Below are 15,989 nucleotides of genomic sequence, written 5' to 3' on the forward strand. Positions count from 1 at the left end.
CGCACGCGTCGCGCCCCTCGGCGACACTCCCGTCGGTCGGGTGAGGGACGTGTGGGTCGTCCGGGCACTCGGCCGCTGGATCTCGCAGGGTGCGCTCGTCATGTGGGGCGCGGTCACGCTCGCGTTCCTCCTGCTGAAGGCCGTGCCGGGCGACCCCGTCGACACGATCCTCGGTACCTCCGCGTCGGTTCCGGCCGAGACGCGGCAGGCGCTGCGGACGGACCTCGGGCTCGACCTGCCGCTGTGGCAGCAGTACCTCGCGGCGCTCGTCCGCCCCCTCACGGGTGACTTCGGGGTGTCGTATCGCGCGCGCCGCCCCGTGCTCGATCTGCTCGCCTCCCACGCCCTCCCCACGCTGTGGCTCACGCTGGCTGCGCTCGCCCTCGCCCTCGGCCTCGCGTACCTGCTTGCCGCCGTCACGCGGCGGGGCGTGTCGCGTCGCGTGGCCGACGTCGTCGAGCTCGTCGCGATCTCGAGCCCGACGTTCTGGATCGCGCTCGCGCTCGCACAGTGGTTCGCCTACCGCCTGAAGTGGCTGCCCGTGACTGGCGGCAACGAGGCGACACGGCTCATCCTGCCCGCGATCGCCCTCGCGATTCCGATGGCCGGGTACTTCGCGCAGCTCCTGCGCGACGGGCTCGACCGCGCCGAGCGGGAACCGTTCGCCGAGACCGCCCGGGCCCGCGGGCTCAGTCGAGGCGGCCTGTTCGCGCGGCACACGCTCCGGCACTCGAGCGCGAGCCTGCTCACCGTCGTCGCGTTCAGCCTCGGCGGCCTGCTCGGCGGCACGGTGCTCGTCGAGAACGTGTTCGCGCGGCAGGGGCTCGGGCGCGTGACGCTCGACGCGATCATCAACCGCGACCTGCCCGTCGTGCTCGCCGTCACGATGCTCTCCGCACTCGTGTTCGTCGTCGTCAACGCGCTCGTCGACCTCATCGCGATGTTCGTCGATCCACGCCTGCGGACGATCGAGGGGCGGCGGCGCTCCGTCCGCGAGGCGGCCGAGACCGTCGACCCCGTGCGGACGGCAGCGGCATGAGCGGCACGAACGGCGTGAACAGCGCGAACGGCGCGAACGGCGCGAACGAGGGCACGCGAACCGGTTCGGCGCGAGCGAACGACGGTCCGGATGCGGGCACGACGGGGACGAAACGTCCGGGACCACCGGCACGTCGTTCGCGCATCCGGCCCGCCGATCTCGGCCTGTGGCTGTGCATCGCGTTCCTCGCCCTCGTACTCACGGCGGTGCTCGCGCCCTCCCTGCTCGCCCCGGGCGACCCGATCGCGGCCGACAGCGGTGCCGTGTTGCTCGCACCGAGCGCCGACCATCCGCTCGGCACCGACGCTTCGGGCCGTGACGTCTACACACGGATCGTGCACGGGGCGCGCGCCTCGCTCGTCGTCGGGGTCACCGCGACCCTCGCGGCGCTCGTCGTCGGTCTCTGCATCGGCCTGATCGCGGGCGCACGACCCGTCGACACGGTCATCGCCCGGGGGACCGACGTGCTCCTCGCCTTCCCGTCGCTGCTCGTCGCGCTCGCGATCGTCGCCGTGTTCGGTGCGGGCATCCAACAGGTGACGCTCGGCATCGCGATCGGCATGATCCCCCTCTACGTGCGCATGGGACGCGTACAGGCGAAGCTCGTGCGCCGCTCCGGCTACATGACCGCCGCGCGCGTGCTCGGTGTGCCCGCGTGGCGCGCCGCGCTCGTCCACATGCTGCCGAACATGGCGGGCCCGCTCGTGCTCATGGCCATGATCGGCTTCGGGAGCGCCGTCTCGGCGGCCGCGGGCCTCAGCTTCCTCGGACTCGGGCTGCAACCGCCCGAACCCGAATGGGGACTCATCATCGGCGAGGGTCGCAACCGGCTCGCCGACGCGTGGTGGGTGAGCACGTTCGCGGGCCTCGCGCTCATCGCGACCGTCGTCGCCGTCACGGTCGTCGGACGGCGCCTGCAATTGCGCTGGGACAGGGGGCGATCGTGATCGAGATCGACGGACTGACGATCCGGTTCGGGCGACGGACGGTCGTCGAGGACATCGGGTTCACGTTGGAGCCGGGCCGGTGCGTCGCGCTCGTCGGGGAATCGGGCGCGGGCAAGAGCCTGAGCGCGCGCGCCGCGATCGGGCTCGTGCCCGAGGAGGCGACGGTGCACGCGACGACCCTGCGCATCGGCGACCGCGAGCTGCGTGCTGCCGACGACCGCGCCTGGCAGCACGTCCGCGGACGCACCGTCGCGCTCGTCACGCAGGACTCGCAGAACGCCCTCGACCCGCTCCGGCGGGTGGGGGACGAGATCGCCGAGCCGCTGCGCATCCACGAGCCCGGCCTCACGGTCGACGAACGTCGCGAACGCGTCCTCGAACTCATGACGCGCGTCGGCATCCCCGCACCCGGGACGCGTGCGCTGCAGTTCCCCGGCGAACTCTCCGGCGGCCTGCGCCAGCGCGCCCTCATCGCCTCGGCGCTCGCGGCGGAGCCGAGCTTCATCATCGCCGACGAGCCCACGACCGCGCTCGACACGATCACGCGACGCCTCGTCCTCGACCTCCTCGCCGCACGTAAGCGGGAGGGGATCGGTCTGCTCGTCGTCAGCCACGACCTCGGCGTCGTCGCGGAGCTCGCCGACGAGGTGCTCGTGCTGCGCGACGGTCGCGTCGTCGAACGCGGTGCGGCCGACGACGTCCTCCGCGCGCCCGCCCACGAGGAGACGCGCGCACTCCTCGCCGCGGTACCCGACGGCAGGCGCATCACGGTCCACGACGTCGCCGATGCGGTGGACGACCCCGCGTCCGGGGCCGACGACACGACGTCCGACACCGAGCCGGTGCTCGTCGCCCGCGGCCTGCGCAAGGGCTACGCGCTCCCCGGCGGCGGGGCGGTCGACGCGGTCGCCGACGTCTACCTCGAACTGCGGCGCGGCACGACCCTCGGCGTCGTCGGCGAGTCCGGCTCGGGCAAGAGCACGCTCGCCCGCCTGCTGCTCGCGATCGAGGAGCCCGACGCGGGCACCGTCCACCTCGGTGGCGAGCCCTGGCTCGGCCGGCTCGGTGCGGCGGACGTCGGCACCGCGACGTCCGGGCGCGGTCAGGGGAGGGGCCGCGTGCGTGCCGTGCGGGAGCGCGATCGGCACCGACGGCGCGGTGCGATCCAGCTCGTTCAGCAGGACGCGTTCGGCAGCTTCGACCCGCGCTGGACGGTGCGTCGGATCGTGCGCGAGTCACCCGCGCGCCCGGACGATCGGCGCATCGACGAGCTGCTCCGGCTCGTCGATCTCGATCCCGCGCTCGGCTCGCGACGGCCCTGGCAACTGTCGGGCGGGCAGCGCCAGCGCGTCGCGATCGCGCGCGCCATCGCCTCGGACCCGAGCGTGCTCGTCGCCGACGAACCCGTCTCGGCGCTCGACGCGACGGTTCAGCGCACCGTGCTGGAGCTGTTCGTCCGACTCCGGGAGCGTCTCGGCGTGGCGATCGTGTTCATCAGCCACGACCTCGGCGTCGTCGAGTCGATCAGCGACGAGATCCTCGTCATGCAGGACGGCGAGGTCGTCGAGCGTGGCCCCGTCGATCGCGTCGTCGGCGCGCCGGAGCACGAGTTCACCCGTCGGCTGCTCGCCGCTCGCTCGACCGAGCTCGGCGTTCCCTCCCGCGTGTGCGTTCCGGGGGAGTGACCGGCGCCCTGCCGCTCGGGGGAGCGGGGCCCGTCGGAATCGTGAGGGTCGAGTGAGTCGGCGGCGATGACGTCGGCGGGGACGAGCCCGCCCCCGGCCCGTCGGCGATGCGGCGGTCGACGGCCTCGTCCGCCGATGTCGCGGCGCGCGAGCCCGGCAGGGGCACCACGAGCACGACGAGCGCGAGGCCGATCACGGCGAGGCCGATCCACGCGACGGGCGCGAGTCGCTCCCCGACGACCGCGACGGCGAGGACCGTCGCGACGGCCGGCTCGGTCAGCGTGATCGTCGTGGCCGTGCTCGCGGGGACGCGCGTGAGGCCGAAGCCGAACAGGAGGTAGCCGCAGAACATCGGCACGAGCGCCATGTATCCGGCGACGAGCAGGAAGTCGCGCGAGCCGACGAGCGGCGCGGCCGTGATGCACAGCACCGGCACGAGCAGCGCGCCGCCCGCGCCGAACACGGCCCCCATCGCCGCGGCACGACCCGCGCCCGCCGCGAGGAGGCGACGCACGCACCACGAGTAGCCCGCGTAGGTGATGCCCGCGACGAGCCCGAGCCCGATGCCGAGCAGGGTCGTGCCGGCGGCCGCCTCGGCGGGGTCGCGCAGTTTCGCGATGCACAGCAGGCCGCTGCCCACGATGCCGAGGGCGGCGGCGATCGTCCAGCGGCGCCCGAGCCTGCGTCGGTCGAGGAACCGTTCGAGCAATCCGGAGGCGAGCGGAGCGGAGGCGAGTGAGACGACCGAGCCGATCGCGACACCGGCCGCGGCCATCGACGCGTAGAACGCGAGCGGGTAGACGGCGACACCGAGCGCCCCGATGAGCACCGTCGCCGCGTTCGCCCGCAGGACGTCGCGCGACGCGCGGAGCGCCGGGATCGCGACGAGCGCCTGCAGCAGGCCGCCGATGCCGAGTGCCGCGGCACCGATCGCGAGCGGCCCCGCGTCCGGTGCGAACGTGGCCGCGGTGCCCGTCGTCCCCCACAGCACGGACGTGACCAGGATCGCACCGGTGCCGACGAGGGCACCCCGCGTCACGAGGCGTCCAGGACGGTCACCGCGAGGCGTCGTGCCGATTCGAGCCGACGCGGATCGCCCTCCAGCCCGGCGCGCTCAACCGCCCCCTCCAGCAGGAGGGCGAGGTGCTCGGCGGTCGCCGCCGCGTCGTCCACCGCTGCCTCGTGGAGGTGCGAGGCGAGGATCGACTCGACCTCCTCCTTGTGGCGTCGCACCGCACGCCTGCCCGCGCTTCCCGTCGATAGCTCGGCCGCGGCGTTCAGCAGGCCGCACCCGCGGAAGCCGCCCGATGCGGCGGCGTGATCGAGGTACGCGTCGAACACGGCGAGCACGCTGGCGGTGGGGGTGGCGGCGCCCGCGAGGCGCGCGCGGTACAGCGCGAGCCACTCCTCGTGCCGGCGGTCGAGGTAGGCCGAGACGAGTTCGTCCTTCGAGGCGAAGTTGTTGTAGAGGCTCATCTTCGCGACACCGGCCTCGCGCGTGATCGTGTCGATGCCCGTCGCGTGGATGCCGCGCTCGTAGAACAAGCGGGCCGCGGCGACGAGGAGGCGCTCGCGGGCGGACGTCGTACCGGGCGTCGTCATGTTCGGTCCCGTCCGTCCCGTGAGGCTGTTTCGATGCTCGCGCCCGATATTAGGTAGATCAGTCTACCTCGACGGCGAAGCGTCAGGTGCGGTGCGGCGAACGCTACGACAGCCTCCGCCTCGCGGCGGTCCCACGACGAACGCCGCACGGGAGCGGACGCCCGCTCGGCGTCCGCTCCCGTTCGGAGCGGAGTGTGCGGTGGTCAGGCTTCCCGGTGGCCGACGTGCAGCACGAGGTGCGCGTGGAACGCCTGGAGCGCCGAACGCAGGAAGTCGCGCGTCGCTTCGTTCGTGATCTCACCCTCGTCGTTGATGAGCCCGTCCGTGTAGCGCAGGAACACCTCGGGCTGCGCGAGCTGCGGCGAGGCGAGGAAGAACAGCGGCGAGCGCAGGTGCTGCTGCGCGAGTGCGGTGCCGATCGAGCCGCGCGACGTCCCGACGACGTAACTCGGCTTGCCGCCCATGGGGGCATCGGTCTTCGGGCGGCTGACCCAGTCGATCGCGTTCTTCAGTACGCCCGGCACCGAGCGGTTGTACTCCGTGGTGACGAACAGGATGCCGTCGGCGGCCGCGATTCGCTCACGGAACTCGGTCGCGGCGGCGGGGTAGCTCGCGCCCTCCTCCTCGTAGTCGCGGTTGTAGAACGGCAGGGGCTCGATCGGGATCTCCCGCAGCTCGAGCCCCACCTCGGGCCCGAGCTTCTCGAGCGCGAGCGCGAGGCGACGGTTGATCGAGGTCTTGGAGATGCTGCCGACGACGGTTCCGACGGCAAAGGTTTCGGGCATGGGGTTCCTTCCGGACATGGGTGTGGACCTGGTGCTGGAGCGAGGGGGCGCGCGGGCGGGATCAACCGCGGTCGCGGGAGAACCGGCCGAGGAACGGCAGCGCGAGGAGTGTGGCGACGCCGATCGCGCCGGCGCACAAGAGGCCCGTGGTCGTGAGGGAGAGCACCTGCGTGAGGAGTCCGGCCGTGACGATCGGCACGGAGATCGCGACGTAGGCGACGAGGAAGAACGAGGTCGTCGCCTCCGTCCGCGACTCGGCGGGCGTGCGCGAGGTGACGGCCCGCATGCCGCCCATGAAGAGACTGCCCTGGCCGATGCCCGCGAGGACGGCCGCCGCGATGAGCACCCACAGGAGCGAGGTGAGCAGCGCGGTCGCCATGAGCGCCATGCCGATCACGAGCGAGATGCAGCCGATCGTGATGAGCGTGCGCTCGCTGCGCGAGCGGAACAGGATCTGTGCGGTCGCGGAGGCGCCGAACAGGAGGAACGCGACGAATCCGATCGTGGCGGGGTCGTGCACGTCGAGCAGTTCGGTCATGAACGCCGGCACGATCGACGTGTAGATGCCGCACGACGCGAAGCCCGTGAGTGCGCCGATCGCCGATGCCCGGAAGACGGGGCGTGCCTCGCGGGGAACGCGGGGCAGCCGGACGACGGGCGCGTCGGGGCGCCGCTCGATCGTCTCGCGCACGACGAACATCGCGAGGCCCGCGATCACGAGCAGCCCCGCGTGCACGATGTACGGCGTGCGCAGGGGTGTCGCCGCCGTCGCCGCGAGGACGCCCGCGAGCAGCACGCCGAGGCCGAGCCCGCCGATGTTCGCGGCCGTCGCGAGCGCGGAGGCGAGCATCGTGCGGCCCTTCGGGGCGTTCTCCATGACCGCGGCCGTGCCGGTCGCGGTGAAGATCCCCGCGGAGACACCCGAGACGATGCGGGCGACGTAGAGCACCCACATGGCGTCCGCCGTGATGAACAGGATCGCCGAGAGGAGCGAGACGACGACCCCCGCGACGAGCACCGGGCGCCGCCCGAACCGGTTGGAGGCCTGCCCGAACAGCACGAGCGCGCCGATGACGCCGACCGCGTAGACGGCGAACAGGATCGTCGTCGTGAGGCTGCCGAAGTGATACTGCGCCTCGTAGGCCGGGTACAGGGGCGTCGGGAGTGTCGTGCCCATCATGACCGTCGTGAAGGCGTACGTCACGGCCGCGAGCGACCAGCCGCTCGGTGCCCGACGATTCATCGGCCCGGTCGCCCCGCTCGTTCCGGTGGAGTCCGGCGTGCGCGTCATCGAGGATCGACCGGACGGGGGACTCGGGGTGTGGACGCGGAACTCACCCGTTCATCATTCGGGATCCGCCGTGCGCCGTCCAACATCGCTTCGCGTTCGCTGCGATCGCGAGCCGCGATCGTTCGCGCCGACGCGTGCCTCGACGAGTTCGACGAACGCGGATGCCGCGGCCGAGCGGCGACCGGGTGCCGACACGAGGCCCGACGGATGCACGGCCTGTGCGTCGGTCAGGTGTCGGATCGCGCGTCCGGGCCGTCCGACGGGTGCCATGCGCGCGCCGCGGCGAGCGGGGCGACGGTCACGCCCAGCCCGCGCGCGGCGAGGCGCATCATGTCCGGGATCTGGCTGAGTTCGAACGCGCGATCGGGGGTCACCCCGGCGCGCGCGAACGCCGCCTCGACGCGCCTCCGGATGCCCGAGCCCGGCGCGAAGTGCACGAACGGGCCAGCGGCCGCGACGTCGCGAGCGCTTCCGGGTCGGTGCCGTCGAGCACACCGTCCGCCGCGGTGACCGCGACGAGCGGTTCGACCGCGAGCGGGACGTAGTCGAGGTCGGCGGGCACCTCGTCGTGCGCGAGCCCGACGATGGCGAGGTCGAGATCGCCGGACGCGACCCGCGCGGTCATGACCTCGGACGGCGCGTCCGTGACGTGCAGTTCGATGCCGGGGTGGGCGTCCCTGAACGTGCCGAGGAGGTCCACGATGTCGAACACGGGTGTCGGGGTCTGCAGCAGGCCGATGAGGAGTGTGCCGCGTTCGAGCCCGGCGAGCGCGTCCATCTCGGCGCGGATCCGCTCCGTCCGCCTGAGCAGGTCGCGGGCGAGCGGTACGAGCGCGGTGCCCGCCTCGGTGAGCGTCACAGAGCGCGAGGTCCGGTGGAAGAGGCGGACGCCGAGGTCGCGTTCGAGGAGCGAGATCTGCTGGCTCAGCGCCGATTGCGCGAGGTGGATGCGCGCGGCCGCGCGCGTGAAGTTGCGGGTCTCGGCGACCTCGAGGAAAGAGCGGAAGAGGCGAAGGTCCATGGGGTCCGGTTCCGGAGACGGTCGATGCGGCCGGGGTGGGCACTCGCCGCCACGCCTCGGGGTGCGTCAGTTCTCGACGGTCACATCGCCCGCCGCGCCGTCGCGGTCGAAGTTCACGACGAGGATCTGCTCGCTCGCGTCGTCGGGGAGGGCGAAGTCGACGGAGTGCCAGATCTCCTCGTCCTCCTCGTCGGTGCGGGCCCAGCCCATCTCGAGACCTGCGACGACGGCCTCGGCGGTCGGTGCGGGCGTGCCGAAGTGTTCGACCCAATAGTCGGCGTCGAGCTCGTCGAGGTGCGAACGCACGAAGCGTGCGACGTCGGCGTCTTCGTCGAGTTCGGCGAGGATGGCGGCGCGGGCCTGTGACTCGTAGGCGGTTGCGGTCGTGTCGAGCTCGTCGGTCATGGTCGCCCTCCGTTCGGCGGCCGGTTCACGCGGAACGGCACGCTGGCTGCGCCGGACGGCGGGTTCGCCGCGGCGCAGCCCATCGTACGAGCACGGCCCGCGACGCCCCGCGAGTCCCACCCGCGACGCCCCGCGAGTCCCGCCCGCGACGCCCCGCGAGTCCCGCCCGCGACGCCCCGCGAGTCCCGCCCGCGACGCCCCGCGCTGGACCCGCGAGTCCCTCCCCGAGCCGCAGCTGCGAGGGCTCCCCGCGACCCTTGTCCGGCGATAGAAAGCCGGGTTGTTGCTACCGGGCCCCGGGCCCGGTAGCAACAACCCGGCCTTTTTCGTGTCGATCTCACTCGTCGTGGCGAAGGACGGGTGTGGTTCGTCCCCCTGGAGTTGCGGCGCGGCGCCGGTTCAGTCGACCCGGCGCTGCTCGCTTGCGAACTTCGTCCGCAAGCTCGAGTGGATCGTGATGATCGCCGGCGCGCCCGGGCCCGTGAGCTTCTCGAGCCCGTCGAGCAACCGGTCGAGCGTGCCGACGACCTCGTCGGGCGGGGTCGACTGCCGTGGCGTGACCGCGACCTGCAGCACCTCCGTCCCGCGCACGTCGCGGAGCCCCACGTGGGATGACAGGATCTCGTCGCGCGACCCGAGCGCCTGCCGCAGCGCATCGGACGAGAACGCGTCCGAGACGACGACCCGGCCCAGCGGATTGTCGTACCCGACACCGCGTTCGCGCGGCCGCGAACTCCTCGTCACGACCCGGATCGGGAGCGCGAGCAGGAGCACCACGAGCACGACGATCACGGCGAACAGCCCGACCTCGAGCCACGTCACGGCCGAGTCGCCGATGCGGGACGCCGACTCGGCAGCGGCGAGCCAATCGCGCGCGGCCGTCGTGCCCTGCGTCCAGAGACGACCGAACTCGGGAACGTACAGCGCGGCGAGCGTGGCCGCCCCGCCGGCGAGCAGCGCGAGTCCGAAGACCCCCACGAGCAGGCGGTTGAGCCCACGGTTCGTGTTGTTCATCGTCACTCCCCCTTCTCTGCGACGCGCACCGAGGTGCGCGGGCGTGGCGTGACGCCGTAGCGCGACAACTCGCCCTCGGCGATCTTCCGCACCACCGCTCGGTCCACGGGCAAACCCGCCTCGGGGCTCACCCGCACGTCGACCGTGCGGTGCCCGACCCCGACGACGACCGAGGACGGTTCGAGCGAGAGCTCCTCCGCCAGGTGCCGAGCGAGTGCCGACGCGATGACGCCGTTGTCGGCGATCACGCCGCGCGTCCCGCACGTGAGCGCGTGACGCGGACGCTTCCCCGGCGTCACCGCCAGGACGACGAACACGAGACCGATCACGACGGCCGCCACGGCGACGCCGGGTACCCACGGTGCGGGTTCGGTGGGCAGTGCCACGATGCCGTCGAGGACCGGTCCGGGCGACCCGAGGAGCGCCGTGCGACCGAGGATGCGGAGCACGAGCTCGACCGCGACCCACACGAGGGCGGCGACGAGCAGCACGACGACGACGGTCATCGCGACGCTCCGCGGCGAGGTCAGCTCCCGGCGGACGACGCGTCGGACGGAACCTTCGGTGCTCATCTGACCCTCCTCCGTGTGCTGACCTTCGCGCCGTCGATGCGGATCTCGACGCGGCCGATGCCCCGTCCGAGGAGCGTCTCGAGGCGGTCACGGAGCTCGATCTGGATCGCCGCGGCCCGCTCGGCGACGGGAACGGCTGCCGCGACGGCGGCCTCGTCGTCGAGATCCGGGACCGGGAACGGCGAGCGGATCTGCAGCGCGAGATCCCCCCGATAGCGCCCGAGTCGGGCCGTCACATCGCCGATGCCGACGCCGATGGCCTCGGCGGACGCCGCTTCGGCGACCCGACGGAGCACACGCTCCTGGACGGTGGTGCGACCGGCGGGCTCGGCCCGGCCGTCCGCCTTCGGGACGGCGTCGGCGGGCGGGACGCCCTGACGCGCGTCCATTACGACGTACGCCGACCGGTGAACGCGTTCACGATCGCACGCAGGTCGAGCTTGCCGGAGGCGAAGCGTCCGACGAGCCCGCCGATGATCGCGAACACGGCCGCGAGGAGGAATCCCCAGAACCCGAACTGGAGCGCGGCGAGGGCGAGGAGGACGCCGACGAGCGTCCCGAAGGCGGTCGTGCTCATGAGACGCGCGACTCGTTGTGGTCGTTGTCGTCGTCGACGTTGGGCAGGTGCACGTCGTCGACGGCGATGTTGACCTCGACGACCTCGAGGCCGACGAGCTGCGTGATCGCGCGGGTGACGGCGGCACGGACCTCGGCCGCGACGGCCTGGATGGGCGCCGGGTACTCCACCACGAGGGTGATGTCGACCGCCGCCTGCGTCTCGCCGACCTCGACCTTGACGCCCTGCGTGAGGTCGGTCGCGTTGATCGCGTCGCGGATCGCGCCGAGGGTCCGTGCGCCGCCGCCGCCGAGGGCGTAGACGCCGTTGACCTCGCGCGCGGCGATGCCGGCGACCTTCGCGACGACCCCCTCGGCGATCGTCGTGCTGCCGGTCCCGTCGGCACGGCTCGCGTCGGTCACGGTGACCCGCGATCCGCGGTCGACCCGGTCGACGCGCGAGGCGGGTGCCGCCGGGGTGTGGGTGCCGGCTTCGACGCCGGCGTTGCTCGTGGTGAGATCCTGCTCGGTCATGATGACTCCCTCAGGTCGTGACGTGGATTCCGACGCGGGACTCAGTGCGGTCCCGCACGGGAGCGTTATGGTCGCTCACACATAAGACGCCCGGAGGGGCGCATTCGTCACGAAGAAGTTTCGGGAGATGTTTCGGGAGGCATCGTGACGTCGACGGACGAGCTCGGAGCGGGCACCGAGGTGCCCGTGAGCGACGCGATCCTCGTCGCTCGTTCTCTCGATCAGGATCCGGATGCGTTCGGGGAACTCGTGCGACGCCACGCCCCGCTCATGCGCGCGTACGTCGCCCGCATCGTCGGCTCGAGGGCCGACGCGGACGACGTCGTGCAGAACGCGTTCATCGTCGCGTGGCGAAAACTCGACACCCTCCGCGACCCGTCGGCCGTGCGCGCGTGGTTCATGCGGATCGCGAGCCACGAGGCGACGACGTTCGTGCGGCGGCGGCCCGTGCCCGTCCCGCTCGACACCGTCGAACCCGTCGCGCCCGCAGCCGCCTCGCCCGACGACTCGGCGATCCGTTCCGCGCAGCTCGAAGCCCTCGCACGGGCCCTCGACTCGTTGCCCGAGACGCAGCGGCGGTGCTGGCTGCTGCGGGAGGGTGCGGGGCTCAGCTACGACGAGATCGGGCAGGAGCTCGGGCTCCCCGCGAGCACCGTGCGCGGGAGTCTCGCGCGGGCACGAACCAGCATCACCGTCCGGATGGAGGAATGGCGATGACCACCGAACAGCCGCAACTCGAGTGCGGCGCGACCCTCGAGGAGCTCAGCGAGTACCTCGAATCGGGTCGGACGCCGAGGGACGAACGCATCGAGTCGTGTCCCGAGTGCCTCAACGCGCTCGACTCGCTCGAGAACGTCTTGAGGCTCTCACAGGAGCTCTTGGAGTCGGATGCGGAGCAACTGCCCGAGCCGTCGCGCGCGTGGTTCGACGACATCCGCGACACGATCGTGCGGGAGTTGCGCCCGGGCCGGGAGCTGCCGCTGCATCACCCGGATCCGCGCGTCGAGCTGTCGATCTCGGAGGGTGCGGTGCACGCGATGCTGCGTGCGACGGGCGATGCGGTCGACGGGGTGTTCGTGGCACGCAGCGACCTCGTCGGCGACGTCGAGACGCCCGGCGCGCCGATCCGCGTCGAATTGACGGCGAGTGTCGTGTGGCCGAGCGACGTGCGGGCGATCACCGAGCGTCTGCGCGCGGCGGTCTTCGCCGCGCTCGAGCAGCACACCGAGCTGCGGGTCGAGGCCGTCGACATCGTGATCGCCGACGTGCACGGCCCGGTGTCACGGCCCGGCGGGTCGATCGTGGAGGAGGGGGAGCGATGACGATTCCGGGAACGCCGCAGGTGCGGCTGGACGAACTGCTCGTGACCGTGCCGGGCGTGGTCGCGGTGTATCCGCAGGCGGGCGTGCGCGCCGTGGTCGCCTCCGTCACATGGCTCGCCGCGACCGTCACGGGACGCGACGTGCGCGAGGAGGACGCGGTCACGCGATCACCCGAGGCCGTGAGCGCGACGATCGCGACGAGCCGGGGCGCGCGCAGCCCCGACGTCGCTCGCGCGGCCGCCGACGCGCTGCTCGCCGCGGCACCGTCGGAGCGCGTGAAGCTCAGGGTCGCTCGCATCACGTGACGCGGCGGCCGCGAGCCGCCGCGAGTTCGCGCAGGCCGATCTCACGCAGGCCGCGTTCCGGGTGGTTCTCGGGGTTCCGGGGCACCCGGAACCCCGAGAACCACCCGGAACGCGGCGAGCGGGGGCTGTGACGTCCTCGCGGGGCGGGCGGTAGCCTGAGCCCGTGACGACGACGTCGTCCCCGACCGAGGCGTCGGTACGAGCGCGGAAGGGGCACCATGCGCACGACCGATGCCGGGGGTCGCGAGGCCGGACGTCGTGAGGGCGGGCGCCCCAGCATCTACGACGTCGCGGAGGTCGCAGGCGTTTCGCACCAGACCGTCTCCCGCGTGCTCAACGGGCACTCGAACATCCGCGAGTCGACGCGTGAGCGCGTGCAGCGCGCGATCGAGGAGGTCGGCTACACGCGCAACTCGATCGCACGCGCCCTCGCGACGAGTCGGACGAAGCGCATCGGGGTGCTCGTCGACAGCGCCGTCGAGTTCGGCCCCGGCAGCACCGTCCGCGGCGTCGAGGCCGCTGCGCGGGCCGCGGGCTACACCGTGACGACCGCCTCCGTCGGCGAGGACGCGCGCAGCGGGGTGGGTGACGGGGTCGAGTACCTCATGACCCAGGGGGTCGAGGCGATGTGCGTCATCGCGCCGCGCTCGTCGTCGCTCGCCGCGCTCCGAGAGAGCTCACCGCGCGTGCCGACGCTCGTCGTCGCGGCGGATGCGGGGGACGGCATCCTCTCCGTCTCGGTCGACCAGCGCAAGGGCGCGAGCGAGGCCGTGCAACACCTCGTCGACCAGGGGCACACACGCATCCGCCACCTCGCGGGCCCGCTCGATTGGCTCGATGCTCGCGAACGCGAACGTGCGTGGCGTTCGACGCTCGAGCGCGCGGGCCTCGAGATCGTCGAACCGGGTGTGGGTGACTGGTCGAGCGACGCAGGCTACCGCTACGCACTCGAGTCGCCCGACCTCGGGACGGGGACGGCCGTGTTCGTCGCGAACGACCAGATGGCGCTCGGGGTCATCCACGGCCTGCACGACCGTGGCCTGCGGGTGCCCGAGGACGTGAGCGTCGTCGGTTTCGACGATCTGCCCGACGCCCGCCACTTCCTGCCACCGCTGACGACCGTCCGGCAGGACTTCCACGCACTCGGCGCGACGATCCTCCGCCTGCTCGTGCGCGCCCTCGAACGCGACGGATCCGTCGACGGGGCGACGACGCCCGCGGAGCTCGTGGTCCGGGAGTCGACGGCGCCGCCGCGGGGGAGTACCCCGGACTGAGGGCGGGGCCGGCCGCGACGCCGGCCTCGGTGGCGGCCCGTCGTGATCGGTCGGGTGGGTGTGTCCCGGGGCGGGGTGGGAGAGGACACGACACTCGTCGTGTTGGTGGATCCGCGGGATGCGTCGGGTGGGGCGTCCTCAGCCGAGGGCAGGGCGGCCGCGACGCGCGTCGACGCGTCGGGCCTGCGTGTCCTGTCGCGCACGTGCACCCCCGACCGAGGCGGGGCACGCCGCAACGCTCGTCGCGACGGCGGGACCCACCGCACGGTGACACCTCCCGCCGACGTCGGAGCCCTCGCCGGCCCCCGGATGCCCGCCGCGCGGTGTCCGGAGCGCGCGACGCCGGTGCCCGCCTTCCTCGGGGCGCGTCTGAGCCGTCGGCTCCCGACGGCTGTGCGGGCCGGTCGGTCGCCCGCTGGTCGCTCGCGGGACCGAGGCGACCGGCGTGACGGCTGCGAGCCGGGGCAAGATTCGAAACGGCTCTTGTTACCGGTAACATCATCGTGGGCAACACGTTCGGTCCTGCGCCGACACCGCGCACACCCTGACCGGTGCCGCGCGGCACGGCCCGTTCGGGCGACACGACCCGAGATCTCAAGGAGGAGATGGCATGGCACACAGGAATCGGATCCGATCGCTCATCGGTCTCGCCGCGGCAGGCGCGATGGCGCTCACACTCGGCGCGTGCGCGAGCGGTGGCGACGGCGGTGGCGGCGACACGATCACCGTCGGATTCGTCGCCGTCGGTCCCGAGGGCAACTGGCGCGCGGCGAACGAGGCGAACATCCAAGAGACGTTCTCGGCCGACGCCGGCTTCGACCTCAAGTACGCACCCGCGGCGAACCTCGACCAGAAGTCGCAGATCGATGCCTTCACGTCGTTCGTCGACGAGGGCGTCGACGTGATCCTGCTCTCGGCAACCGAAGCCACCGGCTGGGAGGATTCGCTCAAGCGCGCGCAGGAGGCGGAGATCCCCCTGGTCCTCATCGACCGCGGTATCGAGCCGGACGACCCGAGCCTCTATGTCACACGAATCGCGCCCGACAACGTCACGGTCGCCGAGTCCGTCGCGACCTGGGCGGTCGACGAGTTCCCGGACGGCGCGAAGTACTTCGTGCTCGAGGGTCCCTCGGGCGTCGGCGTCGTGAACGAGCGCAACCAGGGCTGGGACAACGTCGCCGGTGCGGCGACGAAGCTGGAGAAGGTCGGCTCCCAGACCGCGGACTGGTCGACCGAGGAGGCGAAGAGCGTCTTCGAGACGGTCCTCAAGGACAACGGCAACGACATCCAACTCGTCATCGCCCAGAACGACGAGATGGGCCTCGGGGCCGTGCAGGCCGTCGAGGAGGCAGGACTCGTGCCCGGTGTGGACGTGAAGATCGCGACGATCGACGGGACGACCCCGGCACTCGAGGCACTCGCCGCGGGCAAGCTGAGCTTCGTCGCCGAGTACAACCCGCTGTTCGGCCCGACCGCGCTCGAAGCCGTCCAGCAGGTGCTCGCGGGCGAGACCGTCGAGCCCGACATCACGGTCCCGAGCGTGGTGTTCGCCACCCCCGAGGACGCACAGAAGGCACTCGACGAGGGCCGCGAGTACTGATCCGACACCGACGGCCGGGCGTCGCCGCCCACCGGGTT

20 protein-coding genes are annotated in these 15,989 nt (G+C 72.4%); 8 read left to right on the forward strand and 12 right to left on the reverse strand.

Translation table 11 applies throughout. The features are described from left to right. The first annotated feature begins 40 nt into the window (after positions 1–40). The 3 genes from HNR16_RS17345 to HNR16_RS17355 are packed head-to-tail and all read left to right on the forward strand — an operon-like array spanning position 41 to position 3,671. A complete protein-coding gene (locus HNR16_RS17345) occupies positions 41–1,039 on the forward strand; it encodes an ABC transporter permease (RefSeq protein ID WP_158041723.1) in 999 nt (332 codons plus the stop codon). Beyond that, positions 1,036–1,986: an ABC transporter permease gene (locus tag HNR16_RS18475; protein WP_158041724.1), complete on the forward strand. Its 951-nt coding sequence runs from the start codon at positions 1,036–1,038 to the stop codon at positions 1,984–1,986. Before HNR16_RS17345 ends, HNR16_RS18475 begins: the two co-directional genes overlap by 4 nt. Continuing rightward, a complete protein-coding gene (locus HNR16_RS17355; RefSeq protein ID WP_179558336.1) occupies positions 1,983–3,671 on the forward strand; it encodes an ATP-binding cassette domain-containing protein in 1,689 nt (562 codons plus the stop codon). The genes HNR16_RS18475 and HNR16_RS17355 overlap by 4 nt, the downstream gene beginning before the upstream one ends. On the opposite strand, the gene HNR16_RS17360 is transcribed toward HNR16_RS17355, so the two are convergent. The 12 genes from HNR16_RS17360 to HNR16_RS17415 all read right to left on the reverse strand — a co-directional run bounded on the left by HNR16_RS17360 (position 3,598) and on the right by HNR16_RS17415 (position 11,450). Continuing rightward, positions 3,598–4,710 carry a DMT family transporter gene (locus HNR16_RS17360; protein ID WP_338109176.1) on the reverse strand — a complete coding sequence of 371 codons (1,113 nt, stop codon included), beginning with the start codon at positions 4,708–4,710 and terminating at the stop codon, positions 3,598–3,600. The two genes, HNR16_RS17355 and HNR16_RS17360, sit on opposite strands and share 74 nt — an antisense overlap. Next, complete coding sequence (locus tag HNR16_RS17365) at positions 4,707–5,273, reverse strand: TetR/AcrR family transcriptional regulator (RefSeq protein ID WP_158041725.1); 567 nt, start codon at positions 5,271–5,273, stop codon at positions 4,707–4,709. Before HNR16_RS17365 ends, HNR16_RS17360 begins: the two co-directional genes overlap by 4 nt. A gap of 203 nt (positions 5,274–5,476) precedes the next feature. Continuing rightward, entirely contained in the window at positions 5,477–6,058 is a 582-nt protein-coding gene (locus HNR16_RS17370) for an NADPH-dependent FMN reductase (RefSeq protein WP_158041726.1), read from the reverse strand. A gap of 61 nt (positions 6,059–6,119) precedes the next feature. Next, positions 6,120–7,301, reverse strand: coding sequence for an MFS transporter (locus HNR16_RS17375; RefSeq protein ID WP_218868479.1), 1,182 nt, complete (start codon positions 7,299–7,301; stop codon positions 6,120–6,122). Between the two features lie 275 nt (positions 7,302–7,576). Beyond that, positions 7,577–7,723 carry a hypothetical protein gene (locus HNR16_RS17380; RefSeq protein WP_179558013.1) on the reverse strand — a complete coding sequence of 49 codons (147 nt, stop codon included), beginning with the start codon at positions 7,721–7,723 and terminating at the stop codon, positions 7,577–7,579. Continuing rightward, on the reverse strand, positions 7,720–8,370 hold the full coding sequence (locus tag HNR16_RS17385; RefSeq protein ID WP_158041728.1) for a LysR family transcriptional regulator: 651 nt from the start codon (positions 8,368–8,370) through the stop codon (positions 7,720–7,722). Before HNR16_RS17385 ends, HNR16_RS17380 begins: the two co-directional genes overlap by 4 nt. A 66-nt stretch (positions 8,371–8,436) precedes the next feature. Further along, the gene (locus HNR16_RS17390) at positions 8,437–8,775 is read right to left on the reverse strand and encodes a DUF2004 domain-containing protein (RefSeq protein WP_158041729.1); all 339 of its coding nucleotides are present in this window, start codon (positions 8,773–8,775) and stop codon (positions 8,437–8,439) included. A 399-nt stretch (positions 8,776–9,174) separates the two neighbouring features. Then, on the reverse strand, positions 9,175–9,789 hold the full coding sequence (locus HNR16_RS17395) for a hypothetical protein (protein ID WP_158041730.1): 615 nt from the start codon (positions 9,787–9,789) through the stop codon (positions 9,175–9,177). A gap of 2 nt (positions 9,790–9,791) precedes the next feature. Then, positions 9,792–10,361 (reverse strand): Asp23/Gls24 family envelope stress response protein, encoded by a 570-nt coding sequence (locus HNR16_RS17400; RefSeq protein ID WP_158041731.1) that lies wholly within the window; start codon positions 10,359–10,361, stop codon positions 9,792–9,794. After that, complete coding sequence (locus tag HNR16_RS17405) at positions 10,358–10,750, reverse strand: hypothetical protein (RefSeq protein ID WP_158041732.1); 393 nt, start codon at positions 10,748–10,750, stop codon at positions 10,358–10,360. The genes HNR16_RS17400 and HNR16_RS17405 overlap by 4 nt, the downstream gene beginning before the upstream one ends. Beyond that, positions 10,750–10,938 carry a DUF2273 domain-containing protein gene (locus HNR16_RS17410; RefSeq protein WP_158041733.1) on the reverse strand — a complete coding sequence of 63 codons (189 nt, stop codon included), beginning with the start codon at positions 10,936–10,938 and terminating at the stop codon, positions 10,750–10,752. Before HNR16_RS17410 ends, HNR16_RS17405 begins: the two co-directional genes overlap by 1 nt. After that, on the reverse strand, positions 10,935–11,450 hold the full coding sequence (locus HNR16_RS17415; protein WP_158041734.1) for an Asp23/Gls24 family envelope stress response protein: 516 nt from the start codon (positions 11,448–11,450) through the stop codon (positions 10,935–10,937). The genes HNR16_RS17410 and HNR16_RS17415 overlap by 4 nt, the downstream gene beginning before the upstream one ends. Before the next feature lie 144 nt (positions 11,451–11,594). Here HNR16_RS17415 and HNR16_RS17420 point away from each other — a divergent pair, with 144 nt between their 5' ends. From HNR16_RS17420 to HNR16_RS17440, 5 genes are all read left to right on the forward strand, one after another. Next, positions 11,595–12,167, forward strand: coding sequence for an RNA polymerase sigma factor (locus HNR16_RS17420; RefSeq protein ID WP_225737964.1), 573 nt, complete (start codon positions 11,595–11,597; stop codon positions 12,165–12,167). Beyond that, a complete protein-coding gene (locus HNR16_RS17425; protein WP_225737965.1) occupies positions 12,164–12,772 on the forward strand; it encodes an Asp23/Gls24 family envelope stress response protein in 609 nt (202 codons plus the stop codon). Before HNR16_RS17420 ends, HNR16_RS17425 begins: the two co-directional genes overlap by 4 nt. After that, the gene (locus HNR16_RS17430; protein WP_158041736.1) at positions 12,769–13,077 is read left to right on the forward strand and encodes a hypothetical protein; all 309 of its coding nucleotides are present in this window, start codon (positions 12,769–12,771) and stop codon (positions 13,075–13,077) included. Before HNR16_RS17425 ends, HNR16_RS17430 begins: the two co-directional genes overlap by 4 nt. 218 nt (positions 13,078–13,295) lie before the next feature. Further along, positions 13,296–14,351: a LacI family DNA-binding transcriptional regulator gene (locus HNR16_RS17435; protein ID WP_158041737.1), complete on the forward strand. Its 1,056-nt coding sequence runs from the start codon at positions 13,296–13,298 to the stop codon at positions 14,349–14,351. Positions 14,352–14,961: 610 nt separating this feature from the next. Further along, entirely contained in the window at positions 14,962–15,951 is a 990-nt protein-coding gene (locus HNR16_RS17440) for an ABC transporter substrate-binding protein (RefSeq protein WP_158041738.1), read from the forward strand. Positions 15,952–15,989 lie beyond the last annotated feature (38 nt).

The sequence above is a fragment of the Pseudoclavibacter chungangensis genome (genome assembly GCF_013410545.1).
Lineage (GTDB): Bacteria > Actinomycetota > Actinomycetes > Actinomycetales > Microbacteriaceae > Pseudoclavibacter > Pseudoclavibacter chungangensis.